Annotated in this window: 15 protein-coding genes and 1 pseudogene; 6 read left to right on the top strand and 10 right to left on the bottom strand. The window is 69.5% G+C overall.

The genetic code is table 11. The annotated features are described in order from the left end of the window. The 3 genes from A7A76_RS11630 to A7A76_RS11620 form a co-directional block, all read left to right on the top strand. The coding region (locus tag A7A76_RS11630; protein WP_206411333.1) for a DUF885 domain-containing protein at positions 1-1757 on the top strand (1757 nt) is incomplete at its 5' end. Positions 1758-2234: 477 nt separating this feature from the next. Continuing rightward, on the top strand, positions 2235-5693 hold the full coding sequence (locus tag A7A76_RS11625; protein WP_206411332.1) for an amidohydrolase family protein: 3459 nt from the start codon (positions 2235-2237) through the stop codon (positions 5691-5693). Positions 5694-5936: 243 nt separating this feature from the next. Continuing rightward, complete coding sequence (locus A7A76_RS11620; protein ID WP_206411331.1) at positions 5937-6281, top strand: hypothetical protein; 345 nt, start codon at positions 5937-5939, stop codon at positions 6279-6281. A gap of 50 nt (positions 6282-6331) precedes the next feature. On the opposite strand, the gene A7A76_RS11615 is transcribed toward A7A76_RS11620, so the two are convergent. The 4 genes from A7A76_RS11615 to A7A76_RS11600 all read right to left on the bottom strand — a co-directional run bounded on the left by A7A76_RS11615 (position 6332) and on the right by A7A76_RS11600 (position 8288). Continuing rightward, complete coding sequence (locus tag A7A76_RS11615; RefSeq protein ID WP_206411330.1) at positions 6332-7264, bottom strand: ADP-ribosylglycohydrolase family protein; 933 nt, start codon at positions 7262-7264, stop codon at positions 6332-6334. Next, positions 7261-7641 (bottom strand): cupin domain-containing protein, encoded by a 381-nt coding sequence (locus tag A7A76_RS11610; protein ID WP_206411329.1) that lies wholly within the window; start codon positions 7639-7641, stop codon positions 7261-7263. The genes A7A76_RS11615 and A7A76_RS11610 overlap by 4 nt, the downstream gene beginning before the upstream one ends. 79 nt (positions 7642-7720) lie before the next feature. Further along, complete coding sequence (locus tag A7A76_RS11605; RefSeq protein WP_206411328.1) at positions 7721-7927, bottom strand: twin transmembrane helix small protein; 207 nt, start codon at positions 7925-7927, stop codon at positions 7721-7723. Positions 7928-7967: 40 nt separating this feature from the next. Beyond that, positions 7968-8288, bottom strand: a complete 321-nt coding sequence (locus A7A76_RS11600) for a hypothetical protein (protein WP_206411327.1) — start codon at positions 8286-8288, stop codon at positions 7968-7970. 258 nt (positions 8289-8546) lie between these two features. Between A7A76_RS11600 and A7A76_RS11595 the strand changes: the two genes are divergently transcribed. Next, positions 8547-9965, top strand: a complete 1419-nt coding sequence (locus tag A7A76_RS11595; protein ID WP_206411326.1) for a PLP-dependent aminotransferase family protein — start codon at positions 8547-8549, stop codon at positions 9963-9965. On the opposite strand, the gene A7A76_RS11590 is transcribed toward A7A76_RS11595, so the two are convergent. Both A7A76_RS11590 and A7A76_RS11585 read right to left on the bottom strand, forming a co-directional pair. After that, on the bottom strand, positions 9883-10347 hold the full coding sequence (locus tag A7A76_RS11590) for an MmcQ/YjbR family DNA-binding protein (RefSeq protein ID WP_206411325.1): 465 nt from the start codon (positions 10345-10347) through the stop codon (positions 9883-9885). The genes A7A76_RS11595 and A7A76_RS11590 overlap by 83 nt on opposite strands. 143 nt (positions 10348-10490) lie before the next feature. Further along, positions 10491-10898: a GFA family protein gene (locus tag A7A76_RS11585; RefSeq protein WP_206411324.1), complete on the bottom strand. Its 408-nt coding sequence runs from the start codon at positions 10896-10898 to the stop codon at positions 10491-10493. 104 nt (positions 10899-11002) lie between these two features. On the opposite strand from A7A76_RS11585, the gene A7A76_RS11580 reads away from it, so the two are divergent. Next, a complete protein-coding gene (locus A7A76_RS11580) occupies positions 11003-11959 on the top strand; it encodes a helix-turn-helix transcriptional regulator (RefSeq protein ID WP_206411323.1) in 957 nt (318 codons plus the stop codon). A 148-nt stretch (positions 11960-12107) separates the two neighbouring features. Then, positions 12108-12230, top strand: a pseudogene (locus A7A76_RS26545) (DUF6053 domain-containing protein); the annotation flags it as partial. Between the two features lie 46 nt (positions 12231-12276). Here A7A76_RS26545 and A7A76_RS11575 read toward each other — a convergent pair. From A7A76_RS11575 to A7A76_RS11560, 4 genes are all read right to left on the bottom strand, one after another. Beyond that, positions 12277-14247 carry a GMC family oxidoreductase gene (locus A7A76_RS11575; protein ID WP_241200879.1) on the bottom strand — a complete coding sequence of 657 codons (1971 nt, stop codon included), beginning with the start codon at positions 14245-14247 and terminating at the stop codon, positions 12277-12279. Continuing rightward, the gene (locus tag A7A76_RS11570; protein ID WP_206411322.1) at positions 14244-14750 is read right to left on the bottom strand and encodes a hypothetical protein; all 507 of its coding nucleotides are present in this window, start codon (positions 14748-14750) and stop codon (positions 14244-14246) included. The genes A7A76_RS11575 and A7A76_RS11570 overlap by 4 nt, the downstream gene beginning before the upstream one ends. A gap of 12 nt (positions 14751-14762) precedes the next feature. Continuing rightward, positions 14763-16130 (bottom strand): hypothetical protein, encoded by a 1368-nt coding sequence (locus tag A7A76_RS11565; RefSeq protein WP_241200878.1) that lies wholly within the window; start codon positions 16128-16130, stop codon positions 14763-14765. A 486-nt stretch (positions 16131-16616) separates the two neighbouring features. Beyond that, positions 16617-18746: S8 family serine peptidase (locus A7A76_RS11560; RefSeq protein ID WP_206411321.1), on the bottom strand; the 2130-nt coding region annotated here is incomplete at its 5' end.

Raw genomic sequence — 18746 nt, 5'->3', positions numbered from 1 at the left:
TCGCCGCCGCCGCACCGGCCGCCGCGCCCGCCGCGGCCAGGAGCGCGGCCAAGCCGGCGCCGGCCTGGGTCGCCCAAAGCAACGAATACACCAAGATACTGATCAAGGCCCAGGCCGATTTCGCCCCGGAAGGCTTCTCGTTCTTCGGCATTCCCGGCTACGACGACAAGGTCACCGACCTGCGCCCCGGCGTGAACGAACGCTACCGCGCCGCGCTGGCCAAGGCGCGCGCGCAGCTGCAGGAGAAGCTCGAACTCGAGCGCGACGCCAACGTGCGCCAGGACCTGGAGATCCTGCTCGGCGCGATCGACCGCAGCGTGCAGGGCAGCGAGCTCAACGAGAAGCTGATGCTGCCGTGGTTCGACGCGCCGCAGACGGTGTTCTCGGGCCTCAACGCGTTGCTGACCGACCAGATCGACCCGGCGCGCCGGGCCAAGGCGTTGGCGCGCCTGCAGGCCTATGTCGGCCAGGCGCCGGGCAGCCAGCCGCTGACCGAACTGGCGCGCGCGCGTTACGAGGAGCGGCTGAGCAACGCCGCGCTGCTGCCGCCGAGCAAGCTCGAAGTCGAGCAGGCGCTGGCCAACGTCGATACCTACGTCGCCGGCATCCGCAAGCTGTTCGCCAAGTACAAGATCGCCGGCGCCGAGCCCGCGCTCAAGGCGATGGAGACGCAGCTGCGCGACTACGGCCGGTGGACGCGCGAGCAGGTGCTGCCGAAGGCGCGCACCGACGCGCGCCTGCCCGAGGAGCTGTACGCGTTCGGGCTCAAGCAGTTCGGCATCGACGTCGAACCGCAGATGCTGATCCGCCGCGCCCAGGTCGAGTTCATGGAAACCCGCGCGGCGATGCGCCAGCTGGCGCCGCTGGTGGCGCAGGCCAAGGGCCTGAAGGTCGCCGATCCGCACGATTACGTGGCGGTGATCGAGGCGCTCAAGCGCGACACCATTCCCAACGACCAGCTCGAAGGGCGCTATCGCAAGATCATCGACGCGATCGACCCGATCATCCGCAAGGAAAAGATCGTCGACGTGCCGCAGCGGCCGATGGTGATGCGCCTGGGCAGCGAGGCCGAATCGGCGGCGCAGCCGGCGCCGCACTTCCTGCCGGCGCAGCTGGTCGGCAACACCGGCCAGCAGGGCCAGTTCGTGCTGCCGGTGGCGGTGCCCAGCCCCGACGGCAAGGCGTTGCAGTACGACGATTTCAACTACGAATCGGCGGCGTGGACGCTGTCGGCGCACGAGGGCCGTCCCGGCCACGAGCTGCAGTTCACCGCGATGGTCGAACGCGGCGTGTCGCTGGCGCGCTCGCTATTCGCGTTCAACTCGGTCAACGTCGAAGGCTGGGCGCTGTACGCCGAGGCCGAGATGGTGCCCTACGAGCCGCTGGACGGGCAGCTGATCGCGCTGCAGTTCCGCCTGCTGCGCGCGGCGCGCGCGATCCTCGACCCGATGCTCAACCTCGGCCTGACCGACCGCGCCAGCGCCGGCAAGGTGCTGCGCGAGCAGGTCGGTTTCTCCGAGGCGATGACCAAGCAGGAGCTGGACCGCTACATGTTCAACATGCCCGGCCAGGCCGGCAGCTACTTCTACGGCTACAGCCGGATCCTGGAGTTGCGCATGGGCACCGAGCTGGCGCTGGGCGACAAGTTCGACCGCCAGGGCTTCAACAACTTCCTGCTCGACCAGGGCCTGCTGCCGCCGGCGTTGCTGGCCAAGGCGGTGCAGGAGGAGTACGTGCCCAAGCGCAAGGGGCAGTAAGCGTCCTTGCGATGCAAGCGCGAAAAGGCCGTGGCGAAAGCCGCGGCCTTTTGCGTTTGCGTGGGCAAACGGCTTTGCTGTAGCTATTCGGTCCCCGGGCTTAGGCGGAGTTTGTCGTAGTTGCGGTGGCGTGGTCGCGACTTGCGTCGCTCCTACAGGGGCTTCGGCGAGTTTCGTATTCGACTGCAGGAGCGGTGCGAGCCGCGACCGCGACGCCGCAACCGCGACGAAATCCATGGTATGGGTGGCGCACGGCGCGCATCGTGCGCGCCGCCCTTCGGGTCTACGGTTGCCTGTGGCGAGTTCGGGGCGACGGGGGGAGCGAAGGGCAAGAACAAGTGCAATTGCAGGCGCAGGAGCGACAGCCGCTTCATCGGCGCCTGCGCGTTCCCCGCCCCCAACAGGACTTCCAGCCCAGGCCCATGCGCCTCATGGCGGGTTAGCCTGCCGGTCTTGTCCGCCCCAGGTAACCGCTCCATGCCCAGCCATCGCCTGCTCGCCCTCGCCCTCGCCAGCGCGCTCGCCACGCCGGCCTTCGCCCAGACGCCGCCGGCGCCCCAGGAACGCAAAGGCCAGGACGCCGACAAACCGGCTGCCCAACTCGAGCAGGATGCGCTCAAGCCCGCCGGTACCGATCCGGCGCGCGCGCCGGCGGCCAGCGCCAAGGGCGCGGCCAAGGCCGCCGACAAGGACGAGAAGAAGTGGGACGTCGACGCCGCCCACGGCCCGACCAAGACCATCGCCTTCGACACCGACGAAGGCACCTGGATGGACCTGGACGTGTCCCCGGACGGCCGCGAGATCGCGTTCTCGCTGCTCGGCGACATCTACCTGCTGCCGATCGGCGGCGGCCAGGCGCGCCGCATCAGCCAAGGCCCGGCCTGGGACGTGCAGCCGCGGTTCTCGCCCGACGGCCGCCAGATCGCCTTCACCTCCGACCGCGGCGGCGGCAACAACCTGTGGCGGATGAACCGCGACGGCGGCAATCCGGTCGCGGTGACCAAGGAAGACTTCCGCCTGCTCAACAACCCGGCCTGGACGCCCGACGGCCAGTACCTGATCGGCCGCAAGCACTTCACCGGCGAACGCTCGCTCGGCGCCGGCGAGCTGTGGATCTATCACGCCGCCGCGGGCGGCGGCGGCCTGCAGCTGACCAAGCAGAAGAACGACCAGCAGGATCTCGGCGAACCGGCGGTGTCGCCGGACGGGCGCTACGTCTACTTCTCCGAAGACGTCACCGGCGGCCCGACCTTCCAGTACAACAAGAACCCGCACGACACCATTTACGCGATCAAGCGCCTGGACCGTCAGACCGGCAAGACCGCGACGGTGATCGACACCGGCGGCGGCGCGGTGCGGCCGCAGCCCTCGCCCGACGGCAAGTCGCTGGCCTTCGTCAAGCGCATCCGCGAGAAGTCGGTGCTGCACGTGCTCGACCTCGCCAGCGGCGAAGCGCGGCCGGTGTGGGACGGGCTCTCGCACGACATGCAGGAGGCCTGGGCGATCTTCGGCCCTTACGCCAATTTCGCCTGGACCCCGGATTCCAAGTCGGTGGTGATCTGGGCGCAGGGCAAGCTGTGGCGCGTGGACATGGCCAGCGGCAAGCCGGCGCAGATCCCGTTCAGCGCGCACGTCGAGCAGACCGTCGCCGAAGCCCTGCGCTTCGAACAGAAACTCGACGCCGGCCGCTTCGATCCGAAGATGATCCGCGACGTCGCCACCAGCGCCGACGGCAAGACCCTGATCTTCCACGCGGTCGGCCAGCTGTGGCGCAAGCGCCTGCCCGACGGCAGGCCTGAGCGTTTGACCGGCAACGACAACCTCTACGAATACCAGCCCAGCTTCAGCGCCGACGGCAGCAAGCTGCTCTACACCACGTGGTCCGACGCCGCGCTCAGCGCGATCTACGTCGCCGGCGCGAACGGCGGCGGCGGCAAGCGTCTGACCCAGGACAAGGGCTTCTACTACGGCCCGCGCTTCTCGCCCGACGGGCGCCGCATCGTCTACGCCAAGACCGGCGGCGGCGGCCTCACCGGCAGCCTGTGGTCGGTGGATCGCGGCATCTACGTGATGGGCGCCGACGGCGGCAAGCCCACGCGCGTGGCCGCCAGCGGCGAGTCGCCGCAGTTCAGCGCCGACGGCACGCGCGTGTACTACCTCACCGGCGGCGGCCTGAAGAAGAAGCTGATGTCGGTCGGCCTCAACGGCGAGGACGAACGCGAGGTCTTCAACCTCAAGTACGTCGATTCGATCAGCATCAGCCCCGACGGCAAGTGGGTGGCGTTCACCGAACTGTTCAACGCCTATGTCGCGCCGATGATGACCGGCACCGGTTCGGTCGAACTGAGCAAGGACAGCAAGGCGCTGCCGGTGGCGCCGGTCAGCGCCGATGTCGGCAGCTATCTGCACTGGTCGGCCGATTCCAGGTCGCTGCACTGGATGGTCGGCAACCAGTACCACTCGCGCGCGCTCAATCAGGCGTTCGCGTTCCTGCCGGGCGCGCCGGCCAGCATTGCCAAGCCCTCGGCCGACGAACGCGGCATCGCGGTCGGGCTGGAGGTTCCGGTGTACGCGCCGAAGGATACCGTCGCCTTCACCCACGCGCGCGTGGTGACCATGCGCAACGCCGACAACGCCCAGGAAGTGATCGAAGACGGCACCGTGGTGGTGCGCGGCGACGAGATCGTCGCGGTCGGCCCGAGCGCGCAGGTGACGGTGCCGGCCGGCGCGCGCAGCATCGACGCCAGCGGCAAGACCATCCTGCCGGGCTACATCGACGTGCACGCGCACGCCGCGCACTTCGGCCAGGGCGTGGTGCCGCAACAGAACTGGGCCTATTACACCAACCTCGCCTTCGGCATCACCACCATGCACGACCCCTCGGCCACCACCGAGTTCGTGTTCTCCGAATCCGAACTGGTCAAGGCCGGCAAGATGGTAGGCCCGCGCGTGTTCTCCACCGGCACGATCCTGTACGGCGCCGACGGCGACTTCAAGGCGGTGGTCAATTCGCTCGACGACGCGCGCGGCCACCTGCGCCGGATGAAGGCCAACGGCGCGTTCTCGGTCAAGAGCTACAACCAGCCGCGGCGCGAGCAGCACCAGCAGATCAACCAGGCCGCGCGCGAGCTCGGCATGCTGGTGGTCGAGGAAGGCGGCTCGACCTTCAACCACAACCTGCCGATGATCCTCGACGGCGCCACCGGCATCGAGCACAACATCCCGGTGGCGCCGCTGTACAAGGACGTGGTCGAGCTGTGGCGGCAGACCGACGTGCGCAACACCCCGACCCTGGTGGTCAGCTACGGCGGTTTGTCCGGCGAGTACTGGTGGTACGCGCGCGACAACGTCTGGGAAGACAAGAAGCTCAACCGCTTCTTCCCGCGCGAGACGCTGGACGCGCGCTCGATCCGCCGCGAAACCGCGCCGGACTGGGATTACTGGCACGTGCAGGTGTCCAGGTCGGTGAAGAAGCTGCGCGACGCCGGGATCAAGATCCAGGTCGGCGGCCACGGCCAGTTGCAGGGCCTGTCGGCGAATTGGGAAATCTGGATGCTGACCCAGGGCGGCATGAGCAACTTCGAAGCGCTGCGCGCGGCGACCATCGACGGCGCCGACTACCTCGGCCTGTCGAAGTCGCTGGGTTCGCTGGAAACCGGCAAGAAGGCCGACCTGGTCGTGCTCAACGGCAATCCGCTGGAGAACATCCGCGCCACCATCGACACCCGCTACGTGATGGTCGACGGGCGTCTGTTCGACGTCGACGCGGACATGGCCGAGATCGGCAACAAGAACGAGAAAGCGCCGTTCTTCTACTGGCAGCGCCACCGCGACGGCCGCACCTTCGGCGCCGAATACGGCCCGACCTCGGTCTGCCATTGCCCGAAGGGGCATGGGCCGCATGGGCCGCATGCGGCGCACGACGAGGACGAGTGAGTCGCGCCGCTGCGACCGCCTGAGCCGATCGCCCCGCCCTGCGCGGGGCGATCGCTTTCCGCCGCGCCGGCGGCACGCCGGATTCGGCCTGAGCCGCTTGCGCCGTCACGAATCCGGCGACCGGCCGCGGCCCGGTCGCGCGGCGGTGCGGGCCGGCGCATGCTCCTCCAGGCACTGTCGCGTTCACGCGCACCCAATGTCGCGCTCACTAATCTGAACGCGCCCACTCACCGAGAGATGCGAATGGCCACCCGTTACTTCCTCAGCATTCCCGACGCCGACCGCGCGCGCGGCAGCGACGCCGACCTGTCCTTCACCGCGGTCAGCGCCGAAGGCTTCGCCGCGCAATTGCAGGACGCGCTGCGCAGCGATGCGCTGTTCGAGCGCTGGCGCGCCAAGCAGCCCGATCCGGACGAAGTCGATCCCAGCCTCGGCGCGACCGACCCGAACGCGTCGGTGACCGGCGAACAGCGCGATCTGCGCCAGGACCTGACCGTGGTGACCGCGCTGTCGGGCACCGTGCTCAAGCACCGGCTGCGCCTGCTGGCCGGCAGCGGCTGGGAACTGCGCGACGTCACCGCGGCCTGAGCGCGCCGCGCCGGCTTGCCAGCCGCGCGCGCCGCCGCGGCCGTGCGGCCTTATTCGACCGCTTCGAGCGATTCCTCGGACAAGGCCAGCAGCGCCTGCGCCATCGCCGCGATCTCCTCGCGCATGACCAGGCGCTGCAGCCACGCCGGCGCAATCGCGTCCACGCCATAGAACGCGCCGGCGATCTGCCCGCAGATCGCCGCGGTGGTGTCGGCGTCCTCGCCGAGGTTGGCCGCGCGCAGGATCGCGGCTTCGAACGAATCGGTGTGCAGGAAGCACCACAGCGCGGCCTCCAGCGAATCCACGCTGTAGCCGTTGCCGCGGATCTCGTCCTCGCGCTTGCCGGCGTAGGCGCGGGCATGGATCGCCGCGACTTTTTCGCTCTGCGGCGGCGGCATCGCCGGGGTCAGCGCCGCTTCCTTGCCGGCGCCCATCAGCGCCGCGCGCACCTGGCTGGCGAACAGGCGCGAGCATTCCAGCGCTTCGGCCGCGCCGTGGGTGGTGCGGGTGGATTCGGCGGCGTAGCGGCGGGTCCGCTCGGGATCGCGCCGCCACAGCATCGGCACCGGCGCCAGCCGCATCAGCGCGCCGTTGCCGGCGCTGCGCGGGTTGGGATCGCCGGCGTACGGGTCGCCGCTGCGCAGGTAGCGGTCGAGCGCCGCGCTCACCGTCATGCCGATGTCGAAGCATTCGCCGTTGCTGCTCATGTAGCCGTGCGAACGCCAGTTGCAATAGCGGTTCATCTGGTCGCGCGGGTCGAAGCCGCGGCAGTGCAGCAGGCTCGCGCCCAGGCACAGCGCCATCGAGGTGTCGTCGGTCCATTCGCCCGCGCGCAGGCCGAACGGGCCGCCGCCGGTCATGTCGGTCAGCGGCGCGAAATCGCCGCGCGCCTTGAATTCCACGGTGGTGCCGACCGCATCGCCGCAGGCCAGGCCGAGCAGGCAGCCGAGGTAGCGCCGGCTCAGGTCGGGCGCGGCGCTCATGCGGCCTCCGGTTCGAGGTCTTCGTAGCAGTCGGGCACGAAGCGCGGGGTGCAGATCGCCAGGAACACCAGATCGTCGTCGCCGAGGTTGGCGATGCGCTGCGCGGCGTCGGGGGGAATGAAGACCGCATCGCCGGCCGCGACTTCGGCGGGCGCGAGGCCGGCGACTTCGATGCGGCCGCGCCCGCTCTGGATCAGGTAACGCTCGGCGGTGCCGCGCAGCCGATGCAGTTGCGTGGTCGTGCCCGGCGCGACCCGGATGCGCGCGACCGAGGCCTGCGCGTCCTCGGCCGCGTTCCAGTGCTCGAGCACGTGGCAGCGCTCGCTGAGGTAGTACTCGCTGGGTTCGTCGCGGCGGACGATGCACGGCTCGGCCATGGGGTGCGCGTTCGCAGGTGGCGGAACCCCGAGTTTAGCGCCCGCGCGCCGGGCCGCTTCGCTGCGCAGTTGCGCGGGATCAGACGCCCACGCCGTGCGGCTGCACCACACCGGTGGCGATGCCGACGATCACCAATGCGATCAGCGCGATCGAAAACCCGATCCGGCGGGTCAGCGCGTTGACCGTGCGCTTGCTGCTGCCTTTGTCGACCAGCATGTAGTACAGGCCGGCGCCGAGGTTGTAGACGATCACGGCGAGGAAACCGGCGACGAACAGCAGTTTCATGGTGCGACCTTGCCCGTGCGGGCGGTGGGGGACGGAAGAATCAGACGGCGGCGCGGCGTCCGCGCAGCCAGCGCCAGCGCGCGATCAGCGCCGCGGTCATCACCGCCAGGAACAGGCCGTAGGCGACCGAGGTCGCCAGCACCTGCTTCCAGATCGCGCCGGCGTGCGGGTCGGCGTTGTACATGCTCCAGTGCATGCCCCAGAACGCGGCGATGGCGGCCAGGACCAGGGCGGCGCTGTCGAAGACCGTGCGCGCCGCAGTGCGCGGCTGGCGCGGGTAGGCCCAGAACAGCCAGCCCAGGATCGAAAACCAGGGCACGAACAGGATCAGCGCCAGATTGAGTTCGACTTGCGGATTCATGGGTTTGGGCGTTCGCGCAGCTTTTGCTGCGGGGTCTATTGTTCGTCTATCGGTGCAGATTGCGTAGACTCAGATTTGGAATGGAAAACCGGATCAGTCGCTCAAATTACTGAGAATCAGAGGCGGGGTTTGGGGTTGGGGAACTGGGGTGGCGCTGCGGTGGCGGATGGCGTCCTCGATCGTGTTTCCAGCCTCCTGCGCACTGCGCCTGCCCCCGGCCCCTCAGTTCCCCAACCCCTGGCCCCCACTCCCGCCCCCATGCCCCGCTACCAGACCCTCGCCGACGACCTCGCCCGCTCGATCCGCCAAGGCCTGCTGCGGCCCGGTCAGCGCCTGCCGTCGGTGCGCCAGACCAGCGCGGCGCGCAAGCTCAGCCCGGCCACGGTGTTCCAGGCCTATTACCTGCTCGAAGCGCAGGGGCTGGTGCAGTCGCGGCCGCGCTCGGGCTATTACGTGGCGCAGGCCGCGCAGCGGCTGCCGCCGGAGCCCGACACGGCCTCGGCGCCGCGCGGCGAGTCGCGCCCGGTCGACGTCAGCGCGCTGGTGTTCGAGGTGCTGGAGTCGGCGATGGCGCGCGATATCGTGCCGCTGGGCTCGGCCTTCCTGAGCCCGGCGCTGTTCCCGCTGGCCAAGCTCGGCCGGGCGATGGCGCACGAGGCGGTGCATCTGGACCCGCGCAGCACGGTCGACGACCTGACCCCGGGCAATGCCGAACTGCGCCGCCACATCGCGCTGCGCTACCGGGTCGGCGGGGTCGAGCTGGGCGCGAACGACCTGGTGATCTGCAACGGCGCGATCGAGGCGCTGAACCTGTGCATCGCCGCGGTGACCCAACCGGGCGACGCGGTGCTGGTCGAATCGCCCTGCTTCTACGCCGCGCTGCAAACGCTGGAGCGGCGCGGCCTGCGCGCGGTCGAAGTGCCGACCCATCCGCGCGAAGGCATCGAACTCGATGCGCTGGACGCGGCGATCCGCCGCCACGCGCCCAAGGCCTGCTGGCTGATGACCCGGTTCCAGAACCCGCTCGGCGCCAGCCTGCCGGAAGCCAAGACCCGCGAACTGGTGCAGTTGCTGGCGCGCCACGAGCTGCCGCTGATCGAGGACGACGTCTACGGCGAGCTGCACTTCGGCGCGCACCGGCCGCCGCCGGCCAAGGCCTTCGATACGCGCGGGCTGGTGCTGCATTGCTCGTCGTTTTCCAAGACGCTCGCGCCGGGTTACCGGATCGGCTGGGCCGCGCCGGGGTGTTACGCCCGGCAGGTCGCGCGGCTGAAACTCACCAACACCCTGGCCACCTGCGTGCCGGCGCAACTGGCGATCGCGCGCTATCTGCAGCGCGGCGGCTACGAGCGGCACCTGCGCGGATTGCGCCAGACCCTGGCGCAGCAACAGGCGGCGTACCTGGACGCGGTGGCGCGGCACTTCCCCGCCGGCACCCGCGTCACTCGGCCCGACGGCGGCTATTTCCTGTGGCTGGAACTGCCGCCCGGCGGCGAGGCGCTGGCCCTGCAGCGGCAGGCCGCGCAACGCGGCATCAGCCTCGCGCCGGGGCCGATGTTCTCGGCCGAACGCGGCTACGCGCGCTGCCTGCGCCTCAACTGCGGCCACCCGCTCGATGCGCGAATCGAGACGGCGCTGGCAACCTTGGGCGCGCTTTCGGCGGCGCCACCGGCGTGAGCCGCGCGCGCAGCGCATCGCTCGCCGCGTGCAAGGCTTCGGCCTGGCGCTTGCGGCTGAGGTTGCCGAGCGCGCGCCGGTACGACCAGTCCACCAGTTCGAGCAGATAGTCGGCCGGCAGCTGGCGCACATCGACCACGGTGACCCAGTGATGCCGGCCCATGAAGCGCGCCGGCTTGATCCCGGGCATGCCGGTCAGCTCCAGGAAGCGATCGGACTCGGTCCTGACGCTGAAACGCCAGCGCTCGGGTTCGCTGGTCTTGAAGTAGGCGAAGAACTTGCCGCCGACGCTGTAGACCAGGATGTTGGACGGCGCGCCGTGGAGTTTCTCTTCGGCGCCGGGGTAGGCGCGGCAGTGTTTCTTGAGGGCGGCGGTGTCCATGGCGGCGGTGGTCTTGCGTGGACGAGGGCAATCGGGGTTTCGGCGTAGGTCTGTTTTCGCGGTCGCGGCTCGCGCCGCTCCTACAGGGGCTACCTGTAGGAGCGGCGCGAGCCGCGACCGCGATGCATCGGCTACGGCGTCGCTTACAGGTGGCCCGTCACCTTCGGCACTTCGAACCAGTTGTTGTGCAAGCCGTCCATGAACCGCACCGGCGCCGCGGCGAGGATCTGGTGGTCCACGTCCAGGCAGGCGACGTTGACCGAGTAGTACTTGCCGCCCAGCACGTCCAGTTCGCCCTCGCCGAAGGCGTGCACGCCGCACTGCTTGCAGAAGCGGTGGTGGCCGCTGAAGGTGCCGAACTGGTAGTCGCCCATCTCCTCGACCTTGCCTGCGAGCAGGCGGAACGCGTCGGGCTTCACGATCGCGCCCCACTTGCGCAGCTTGCCGCAGATCGAGCAGTTGCAGCGCGAGGTGCCGGCGTCCAGGTCGATGTCGACTTCGTAACGGATCGCGCCGCAGTGGCAGCTGCCCTGGTGGGTCTGGACGGTCATGGCGAGGCGTTCTCCGGTTGGGCTGGGGCGATGGCCCCGGGTCGAAAACAGCTTACCCCGCTTTGAGGACAGGATATGTCCTCAATCGGTTCTACACTGGGCCCATGCTCAAGACCTCGACCCGCCTGCTGCGACTGCTGTCGCTGCTGCAATCGCGCCGCCACTGGACCGGGGCGGAATTGTGCGAACGCCTGGAAGTGGACGCGCGCACCGTGCGCCGCGACGTCGACCGGCTGCGCGAACTGGGCTATCCGGTGCAGGCCTCCACCGGCGTCGGCGGCGGTTACCGGCTCGCCGCCGGCGCGACCCTGCCGCCGTTGCTGCTCGACGACGACGAGGCGGTGGCGATGGTGGTGGCGCTGCGCAGCGCCGCCAGCAGCGTCGCGCGGATCGAGGACACCGCGGTCGGCCTGCTCGGCAAGCTCGACCAGCTGCTGCCGGCGCGCCTGCGCCGGCGCGTCGGCGCGCTGTACTCGGTGACCCTGAGCCTGGGCCGCAACGACGAAAGCCCCGACGTCGACACCCTGACCGAACTGGCCGGCGCCTGCCGCGACCACCGCCTGCTGGAACTGGAATACAGCGATCGCGGCGGTCGCGCCAGCCACCGCACCATCGAGCCGCTGCGCCTGGTCAACAGCGGCCGGCGCTGGTACCTGCTGGCCTGGGACCGCAGCCGCGAGGACTGGCGCCTGTTCCGCGCCGACCGCATCCGCGCGCTGCGCTGCGGCGGCGGTTTCGTGCCGCGCAAGTTTCCCGAAGACGTGGCCGCGTACGTGCAGCGCTCGATCAGCCAGGTGATGACCGGCGACGGCCTGCGCGTGCGCCTGCGCGGCAGCGCCGAAGCGCTGGCACCGGGCTTGCCGCCGTGGTGCGGCGTGCTCGAACACATCGACGACGCCAGCTGCCTGCTGCACGTGCGCGGCGACAGCGCCGAGGAAATCCTGGCATTGCTGGCGCTGACCGGGGTCGAGTTCGAACTGATCGACGGCCACGAGCGCCGGCAGGAATTGCGCGAAGTGGCGCAGCGGTTGCTGCGCGGGCTGGAGGCGGGACCAGGATAGCTGTTGTTGCAGCGGCAGCTTTGTGGGAGGGACTTCAGTCCCGACGCTCTCCGATCAGCACGCGCCGCCCTTCCGGCGAGCGCTGCAGCCTCTGGCACAAAGGCGTCGGGACTAAAGTCCCTCCCACACAAAGCGGTGGGGCCGGAGACTGTGGGAGGGACTTCAGTCCCGACGCTCTCCGATCCGCGCGCGCCGCCCTTCCGGCAAGCGCTGCAGCCTCTGGCACAAAAGCGTCGGGACTGAAGTCCCTCCCACAACAGCTGCCTTCGCGCTACGGCGGCGCCCAGGCGGACGCCGCCGGTCGCTGGCGAAACAGCTCAGCCCAAGTCGTGCAGGACGTTGTCCGCCGCCTGCAAGGCCAGCGCCGCGATGGTCAGGGTCGGGTTCGCCGTCGCCGTGGTCGGGAACACGCCGCTGCCGACCATGTACAGGTTCTCGTGGTCCCACGACTGCTGGCGCGCGTTGAGCACCGAGTTGGTGGCGCTGGTGCCCATGCGGTAAGTGCCGATGATGTGGCCGGCGCCGTAGAAGACGAAGTTCTGGCCCTTATAGCGGAAGGTCGTCGGCGAGGCGCCGGCGCCCTTCATGACCGCATCGGCCGGCGGCTGGGTGTACTCGGTCGCGCCCAGCGCCTGGAAGATCTGGGTCGACACCTGCTTGGCCGAGACGAAGGCGTTGCGCACGTAGTCTTCGCGGATGCGGTAGGTCACCTGCGGCCGCGGCAGGCCGAGGTGGTCCTTGTACTGGCTCGACAGCGTCACCCGGTTGTCGGGATCGGGCAGTTGCTCGATCAGATAGCCCAGCCGCAGTTGCCGGATGTAGATGGCGTTGAGCGTGCTCGCCAGCTTGGAACCGTAGAGCTGGCTGAACGCCGGCAGGTTCGGATCGAAGCGCAGCTTCTGCCCCTGCGCGTTGACCGAGTTGCCGTTGAGCTGGCTGTTGTTCTGGCCGAACACGAAATCGGCCAGCGTCGTGTTGGGATCGTTGGCCGCCCAGTTCCAGCCCTCGTTGCCGATCTCGATGCGATAAGCCGCGCGCTGGCTGCGGAACGCGCCGTCGCGCGCGGCTTCGATGCCCGAGGTCGCCAACGGCCCGCGATAGGCGTAGATCGGATCCTTGGCCAGGCCCCAGGCCAGGTACATCACGTGGTCCATCAAGTTGCGCCCGACCTGGCCGGAGCCGTTGGCCACGCCGTCGGGCCAGCCGGGGTTGCGGTTGGACATCAGCAGCAGCTTCGGCGTCTCGATCGCGTGCGCGGCCAGGATGTAGCGCTTGCCCACCGCGGTGCCGCCGCCGGTGGCCGGCCCGGTCTGGGTGTCGTAGGTCAGAAAGTCGATGCCGCTGACCTGCTTGCCGCTGAGGCGGATGTTGCTGGCCACGGCCTGGTACTGGATCTGCACGTTGCCGGTCTGCAGCGCCTGGGCCAGGGTCACGCTGCCGTCGTACTTAGCCTGGATCGGGCAGATCGGAATGCAGTTGGTGTTGCCCGCGCACTGGCGCCGGTTGCCCGGGCGCGAGTTGCGCCCCTGCGGCGTCGGCGTCACGAACAGCGAGATGCCGTCCACCGTCAGCGAGGTCACCTTCTGCTGGTACAGCGCGTCGTTGAGCGACATCACGATGCCCGGCATCGGGAAATCGTAGTTCGGCCCGTACACGCCGTCGGGCTGCACGTTGAAGGTCTTGTACAGCGTCACCATCGCATCGCGGTCGCTGGACACGCCGATCACTTCGGTCGCGGCGCGGTAGTACGGCAGCAGCTGGTTGTAGAACTTCGCGCCGCCGGGCCAGTCCACGCCCTGGCCGTACTTGCTCTTGAGCTGGAAGTCGTTGGGCAGGTGCATCAGCGAAGTGCCCAGCCAATGCCAGGTGGTGCCGCCGGCGACGCGCTCGTAGGAACTGCCGAAGGCGAAGGTCATCTGCGGATCGGTCGGTGAGGTCACCGCCTGCGGGCCGTAGACGAAATAGCACTGCTTCGGGTTCTGCCAGGCGTTGATATGCAGCACCGTGTAGCGCGGCGTGTTGAGCGTGGCCGGATCGGGCTGGCCGAGCGGATTGCCGGCGCTGCCGGGGCCCTGCAGGGTCGGCGGATACGGCGATTCGGGGGTCTTGGCGTTGGCGGTGAAGAAGGTCTGCAGATAGTCCTCGCGGCTCTTGGGCACCGGCGGCCCGCTTTCGAGGATCAGCACCTTCTTGCCGGCCTTGCCGAGCTGGTAGGCGATGATCGCGCCGGAGATGCCCGCGCCCACGATCACCACGTCGAAGCCGCCGGTAGGCGTCGCGATGCTCATACCGGATTCTCCAGATAGGCCGACAGCGGCGCCGGGACGTCGGCCCAATAGCCGTAGTTGTAGGTGGTTCTGCCCATCGGATGCGATTGCATGACCCGCCACACCAGGCCCTGGGTGTAGCTGTCGGCCGACAGCACGCTGCTGAAGGTCTGCCCGCCGGTCAGCGAGCCCGGATCGGCCTGCACGGTCGGCCAGGCGCCGGCGTACCACAGGAAGATCAGCTGGCGCATCGCCAGGATCTGCGCGGCGTCGGTACCGGTGCCGCCGAGCATCTGGCCGACGATCCGCTCCTCGCTGCCGGGCTTGCTGCCGCCGGCTTCGAACAGCTTCTTGTACTGGATCAGGATCTGCTCGGCCATGCCGTTGGGCAGGTTGACGTCGAAGGCCTGCAGGTACTCGGCCTTGATGTTGATCGTGTCGAGCTGCGGCGCGATCGCATCGCGGCTGAAGCCGGTCAGGCCGACGCTCATGCTGACGAAATAATCCATGTAGTCGAACACCATGTCGCTGTCCCCTTATTGCGCGCGCTGCAGCAGGTAGGTGAAATCCGCAGGCCGACCGTTGTGCATGGTCGCGTCGTTGTGGCAGTCCATGCAGCTCGACGATCCCTTCGGCACGCGGCCCTGGATATAGGTCTCCATGGTGGTGTTGGCGAGGAAGGTCGGCGCCGGATTGCCGAGCGGATCGATCGGGTTGGTCGGGTTGGTCGGCCACTGCGTGCTGATCAGCTGGTAGTTGGCCCACACCGTGCCCGGATGGTTCTTGTTCAACAGCGCCTGATAGGTCGCGTTGAGCCGCTTGGTCGAGTCGGTCAGCGGAATCGCCCGCATCACCTGGGTCGGCTGGGTGTAGGAATTGTTCGGATTCCACGGCCGCGGCGGCGGCTGGTTGACCTGGCAGGTCGTGCAGCTCTTGTTGAAGAAGTTGTAATGCGCCTTGTCGATCGGCTCGCCCTGGCTGGGCGCGTTGTCGACGTGCTCGAAGCTCGACCACACCCACTGCGGCTCGCCCTGGGTCTTGTGCGCGATGTGCAGGCCGACCAGGCCCACCGTCTGCAGCTTGCACGCCGCCTGCACGCCCTCGTGTTCGCCGGGGTTGGTGTAGACCAGCGCCTTGGCGGTGTGGAAGCGCTTGGCGTCGTCGCCGGCGCCCATCACCTTCCACGCCGACTTGACCATGATCGCGCCGACCTTGGGCGAGCCCTTGGGCAGGGCGAAATTCGCCGGCTTGGCGAACTTTTCCTGCCCGGCCTTGCTGTACAGGCCGTTGCCGACGATGTTGTCGAACATGTCCTGGTTGGTCAGGATGGCGAAGCGCACGTACTGGCCGTTCTGGTCGATCAGCGGGCCGGTCTCGAACGGCTCGGCGCTTTCGTCGAGCACGTTCGGGGTCTTGCCGACCTGGGTCAGGCGCAAGGTCGCATCGCCCAGGCCCTTGCACACCGCCGGCGGCGGCGTGTCCTGGCCCCACGGCGGCGGGGTCGCGCCGCCGGGCAGGAAGATCTCGCGGCTTTCCTTCCAGTTCTCCCACACCGTCGGCACGTCCGGGCCGATGGTCGCGCCGGACTGGGGATTGCCGTCGGGCCCGGCCGGCCAGTTCACCGCGACGAAGGACTGCCACGAGAACAGATCGAAATCGTCCTGCAGGTCCTGCAGGTTCGGATCGCTCTGCGGCACGCTGACGTCCCTGGGAATGGTCGAGCTCAGCGGCGGCGGCGGCGGCGCGTCGTTCCAGGCTTGCTGCGGCCGCGCCGGCGCGCCGGATTCGGTCTTGACGTTGCCGTCGCTGCAGGCGGCCAGCGCCAGCGTCAGCGCCGCCGCCAGCAACGGCAGCGAGCGCATCCGCGCGGGCGAGCGCGCGTGTGTACGGAAGGTATGCGGCATGTCCTGGTCCCCGGGCTCCTCGATGGACGAAGCGGAGGCTTCCGCTTCGCGGCGAGACGGCCCGTGCCAGTGCGCACGGCCGCGCGCGCTGCGCGGTCGCGGCGACGTCGGCTGGCTGGCATGGCGCGGGCGGTTTCGCGTCGGGAACGCACGCTAATCGCGACGCCGCGGCGAAAGTGCGATGCGCGAAGCAGAAGCCGCGCCGATCGCGCAACTGCGCACTCGCGCGGCGCATTTGTCCTCGCCGGGCGCGGCACTGCGTATACAACCGTGGGACGATGCGGCCCGCGCGCGCGGACCGGCGAAAAGCGGTAGTGCGAAGGTGAGCGTGAGTGAACGCTGTTGCGCCGCAGCGCGGATTTGCGCGAAGGCGCGCGCGCCGCGGCCGCAGGCGGCGAACGAAAAAGAGGCGCCGGACCGAAGTCCGGCGCCCCTGGGGGCAACCCGCGCCGCATGCGCACGGCGCGGGCCACGAACCCTGCGCGCTTACGGCGCCGAGCAGGCCGCGCTGTTGCGCGCCAGCAACTGGTCGTAGCTCTGCTGCCCGGCCGGCAGCGGATTGGCCTGCGCCGGCAGCAACGAGCGGTACTGCGCGTCGTACAGCGCCGCCAGGAAGCAGGCCTCGGAGTTGGCGTGGAACTTCAGCCGTCCGTTGCCGTAGCTGGCGTCCAGGCCGACCGGGCCGAGATCGTTGCCGCCGGTGCTGGCCACGTACACCAGCGCGTCGTAGGTGGCCTCGGCCAGGGCCACGTTGCGCTGGGTCAGCAGGCTCTTGCGCGCATCCTTCTGCGCCTGGGTCGCGCCGGCCGGCAGCGGCGCCGGCACGGTGGCGTCGGTGAGCTGGCGCTGGTGCTGCAGGCCCAGCAGCGCCAGCGCGGCCACGTGCGGCGTCGCCGAGGAGGTGCCGTTGAATTCGTTGTCGCCGTAGGACACGGTGTCGACGTTGGCGAAGTTGGCCAGGTCGGGCTTGGCGTTGCCGGCCGCCTGGCCGTTCGGACGCGCGCCGCCGGCGGCGAGCACCGGGCCGCGCGAGCTGTAGTCCTCCAGGTTCGAGGTCGCCGCGTCCAGCGCCGCCACGGTGATCACGCTGGCCGAATCGGCCGGGTGGATCAGCGAGCGCTCGGTCTGGCCGTAGCGGAAGTTGTAGCCGTCGTTCATCAGGCGCAGGAAGTTGGCCGCGCCGGCGGTCTTGCGGGTGACGCGCACGCCGAACTTGCCGCCGCCGGAGAAGCGCGTGGCGCTGAAGCCCTGCGCGTCGCACGCGGTGGTCTTGTCGGCGGCCGGGGCGACGTAGGAAACGAACTCCAGCGGCTGCTGGCCGGCGCCGCCGTTCTGCGTATCGTCGGACTGCGCCACCGCGACCCAGCGCGCCGGCGTCACCACCACGGTGCGGCCGCCCTGGCGGCGGGTCACCGCATCGGCCCAGCGCACCAGTTCGAGCTTGTAGTCGGCGTTGGTGGTGTTGTTGGCGCTGGTCCAGTCGTTCCAGCCCAGCCACACGCTGAATTCGAAGGTGTCCTTGTCCTTCTGGCTCTTGGCGCCGACCGGGATGCAGCCGTCGTAGAGCCCGTCGATGGTCAGCGGATTGACGCTTTCCACGATCTCCACGCCGTTGGCGTCGCGGTTGCCGACCACGAAGTCCTGCAGCACGTTGGTGCCGGCGCCGCCGGTGCTGTCGCCGTCCCAATGCACCTGCGCCTCGTTGCCGGCGGCGTTGAGCACGATCGCGCCGTTGCGCTTGGCCGCCTCGATCGCCTCGTACAGGCCCTTGAGGTCGCTGCCGGTGCCGGTGCCGTCGCCGGGCGCGTTGAGGTTGAAGCCCAGCGAGGCGGTGATGACCTGCGCGCGCGGCTCGCCCTGGGCCACGTTCTGGGCGTTGAGGTTGGCCGCGTCCTGGATCGCGCTGACCCAGTCGGCCGCGCCGACGTTGTCGTACAGGCGGAAGCTGGCCGCCGGCGCGATGTCGTAGGCGATCTCGGTGACCGCGTTGCCGTGGGCGACGCCGCGATAGCCGAACGCGCCGCCGGAGGACGCGGTCAGGGTCAGCTTGTTCGGCGCGGCGGCGCTGTTGGCCGGCCACTCGCCGGCGGTCTGCAGCGCCTGCACGGTGCCGTTGAGGTTGTTGAAGTGATCGACGATGGCGATGGTCAGGTTTTCGCCGCGCAGGTCGCGGCGCAGCGCCTGCGCCAGCTGGTCGTAGTTGCCGAGCGCGCGCAGCTGGTCGATGTTGCTGGCGGTGGCGCCGTCGCTGAAGGCGGCGGTGGTGGTCATCGCCATCAGCGACACCTGCGCCACCGGCTGCAGCCCGGCCACCCACTCCAGCTGCGCCAGCGGCACCGAGGCTTCCAGGCTCGGCGAGCCGTTGATCTGCCGCGCCTGCACGCCGGCGCCGCGCAGGGTTTCGCGCAGCGCCGCGGTGGCGCGGTCGAGCAGGATCGGGTTGCTGACGTCCTCGTGGCTCAGGGCCAGATCGACGTTGACCTTGACCTTCTCGCCATCGCGGAAGCGCGCCGGCAGGCCGACCTTGTCGAGCGCGGCGATCTGCGCGGCGATGTTGCCGGCGGCGCGCGCGGCGCCGCGCCCGGAACCGGCGGCACGACCGGCGGAAGCGGCGCC

The organism is Lysobacter enzymogenes (assembly GCF_017168095.1).
Taxonomy (GTDB): Bacteria; Pseudomonadota; Gammaproteobacteria; order Xanthomonadales; family Xanthomonadaceae; genus Lysobacter; species Lysobacter enzymogenes_D.
This window is presented reverse-complemented; position numbering and strand designations above follow the sequence as displayed.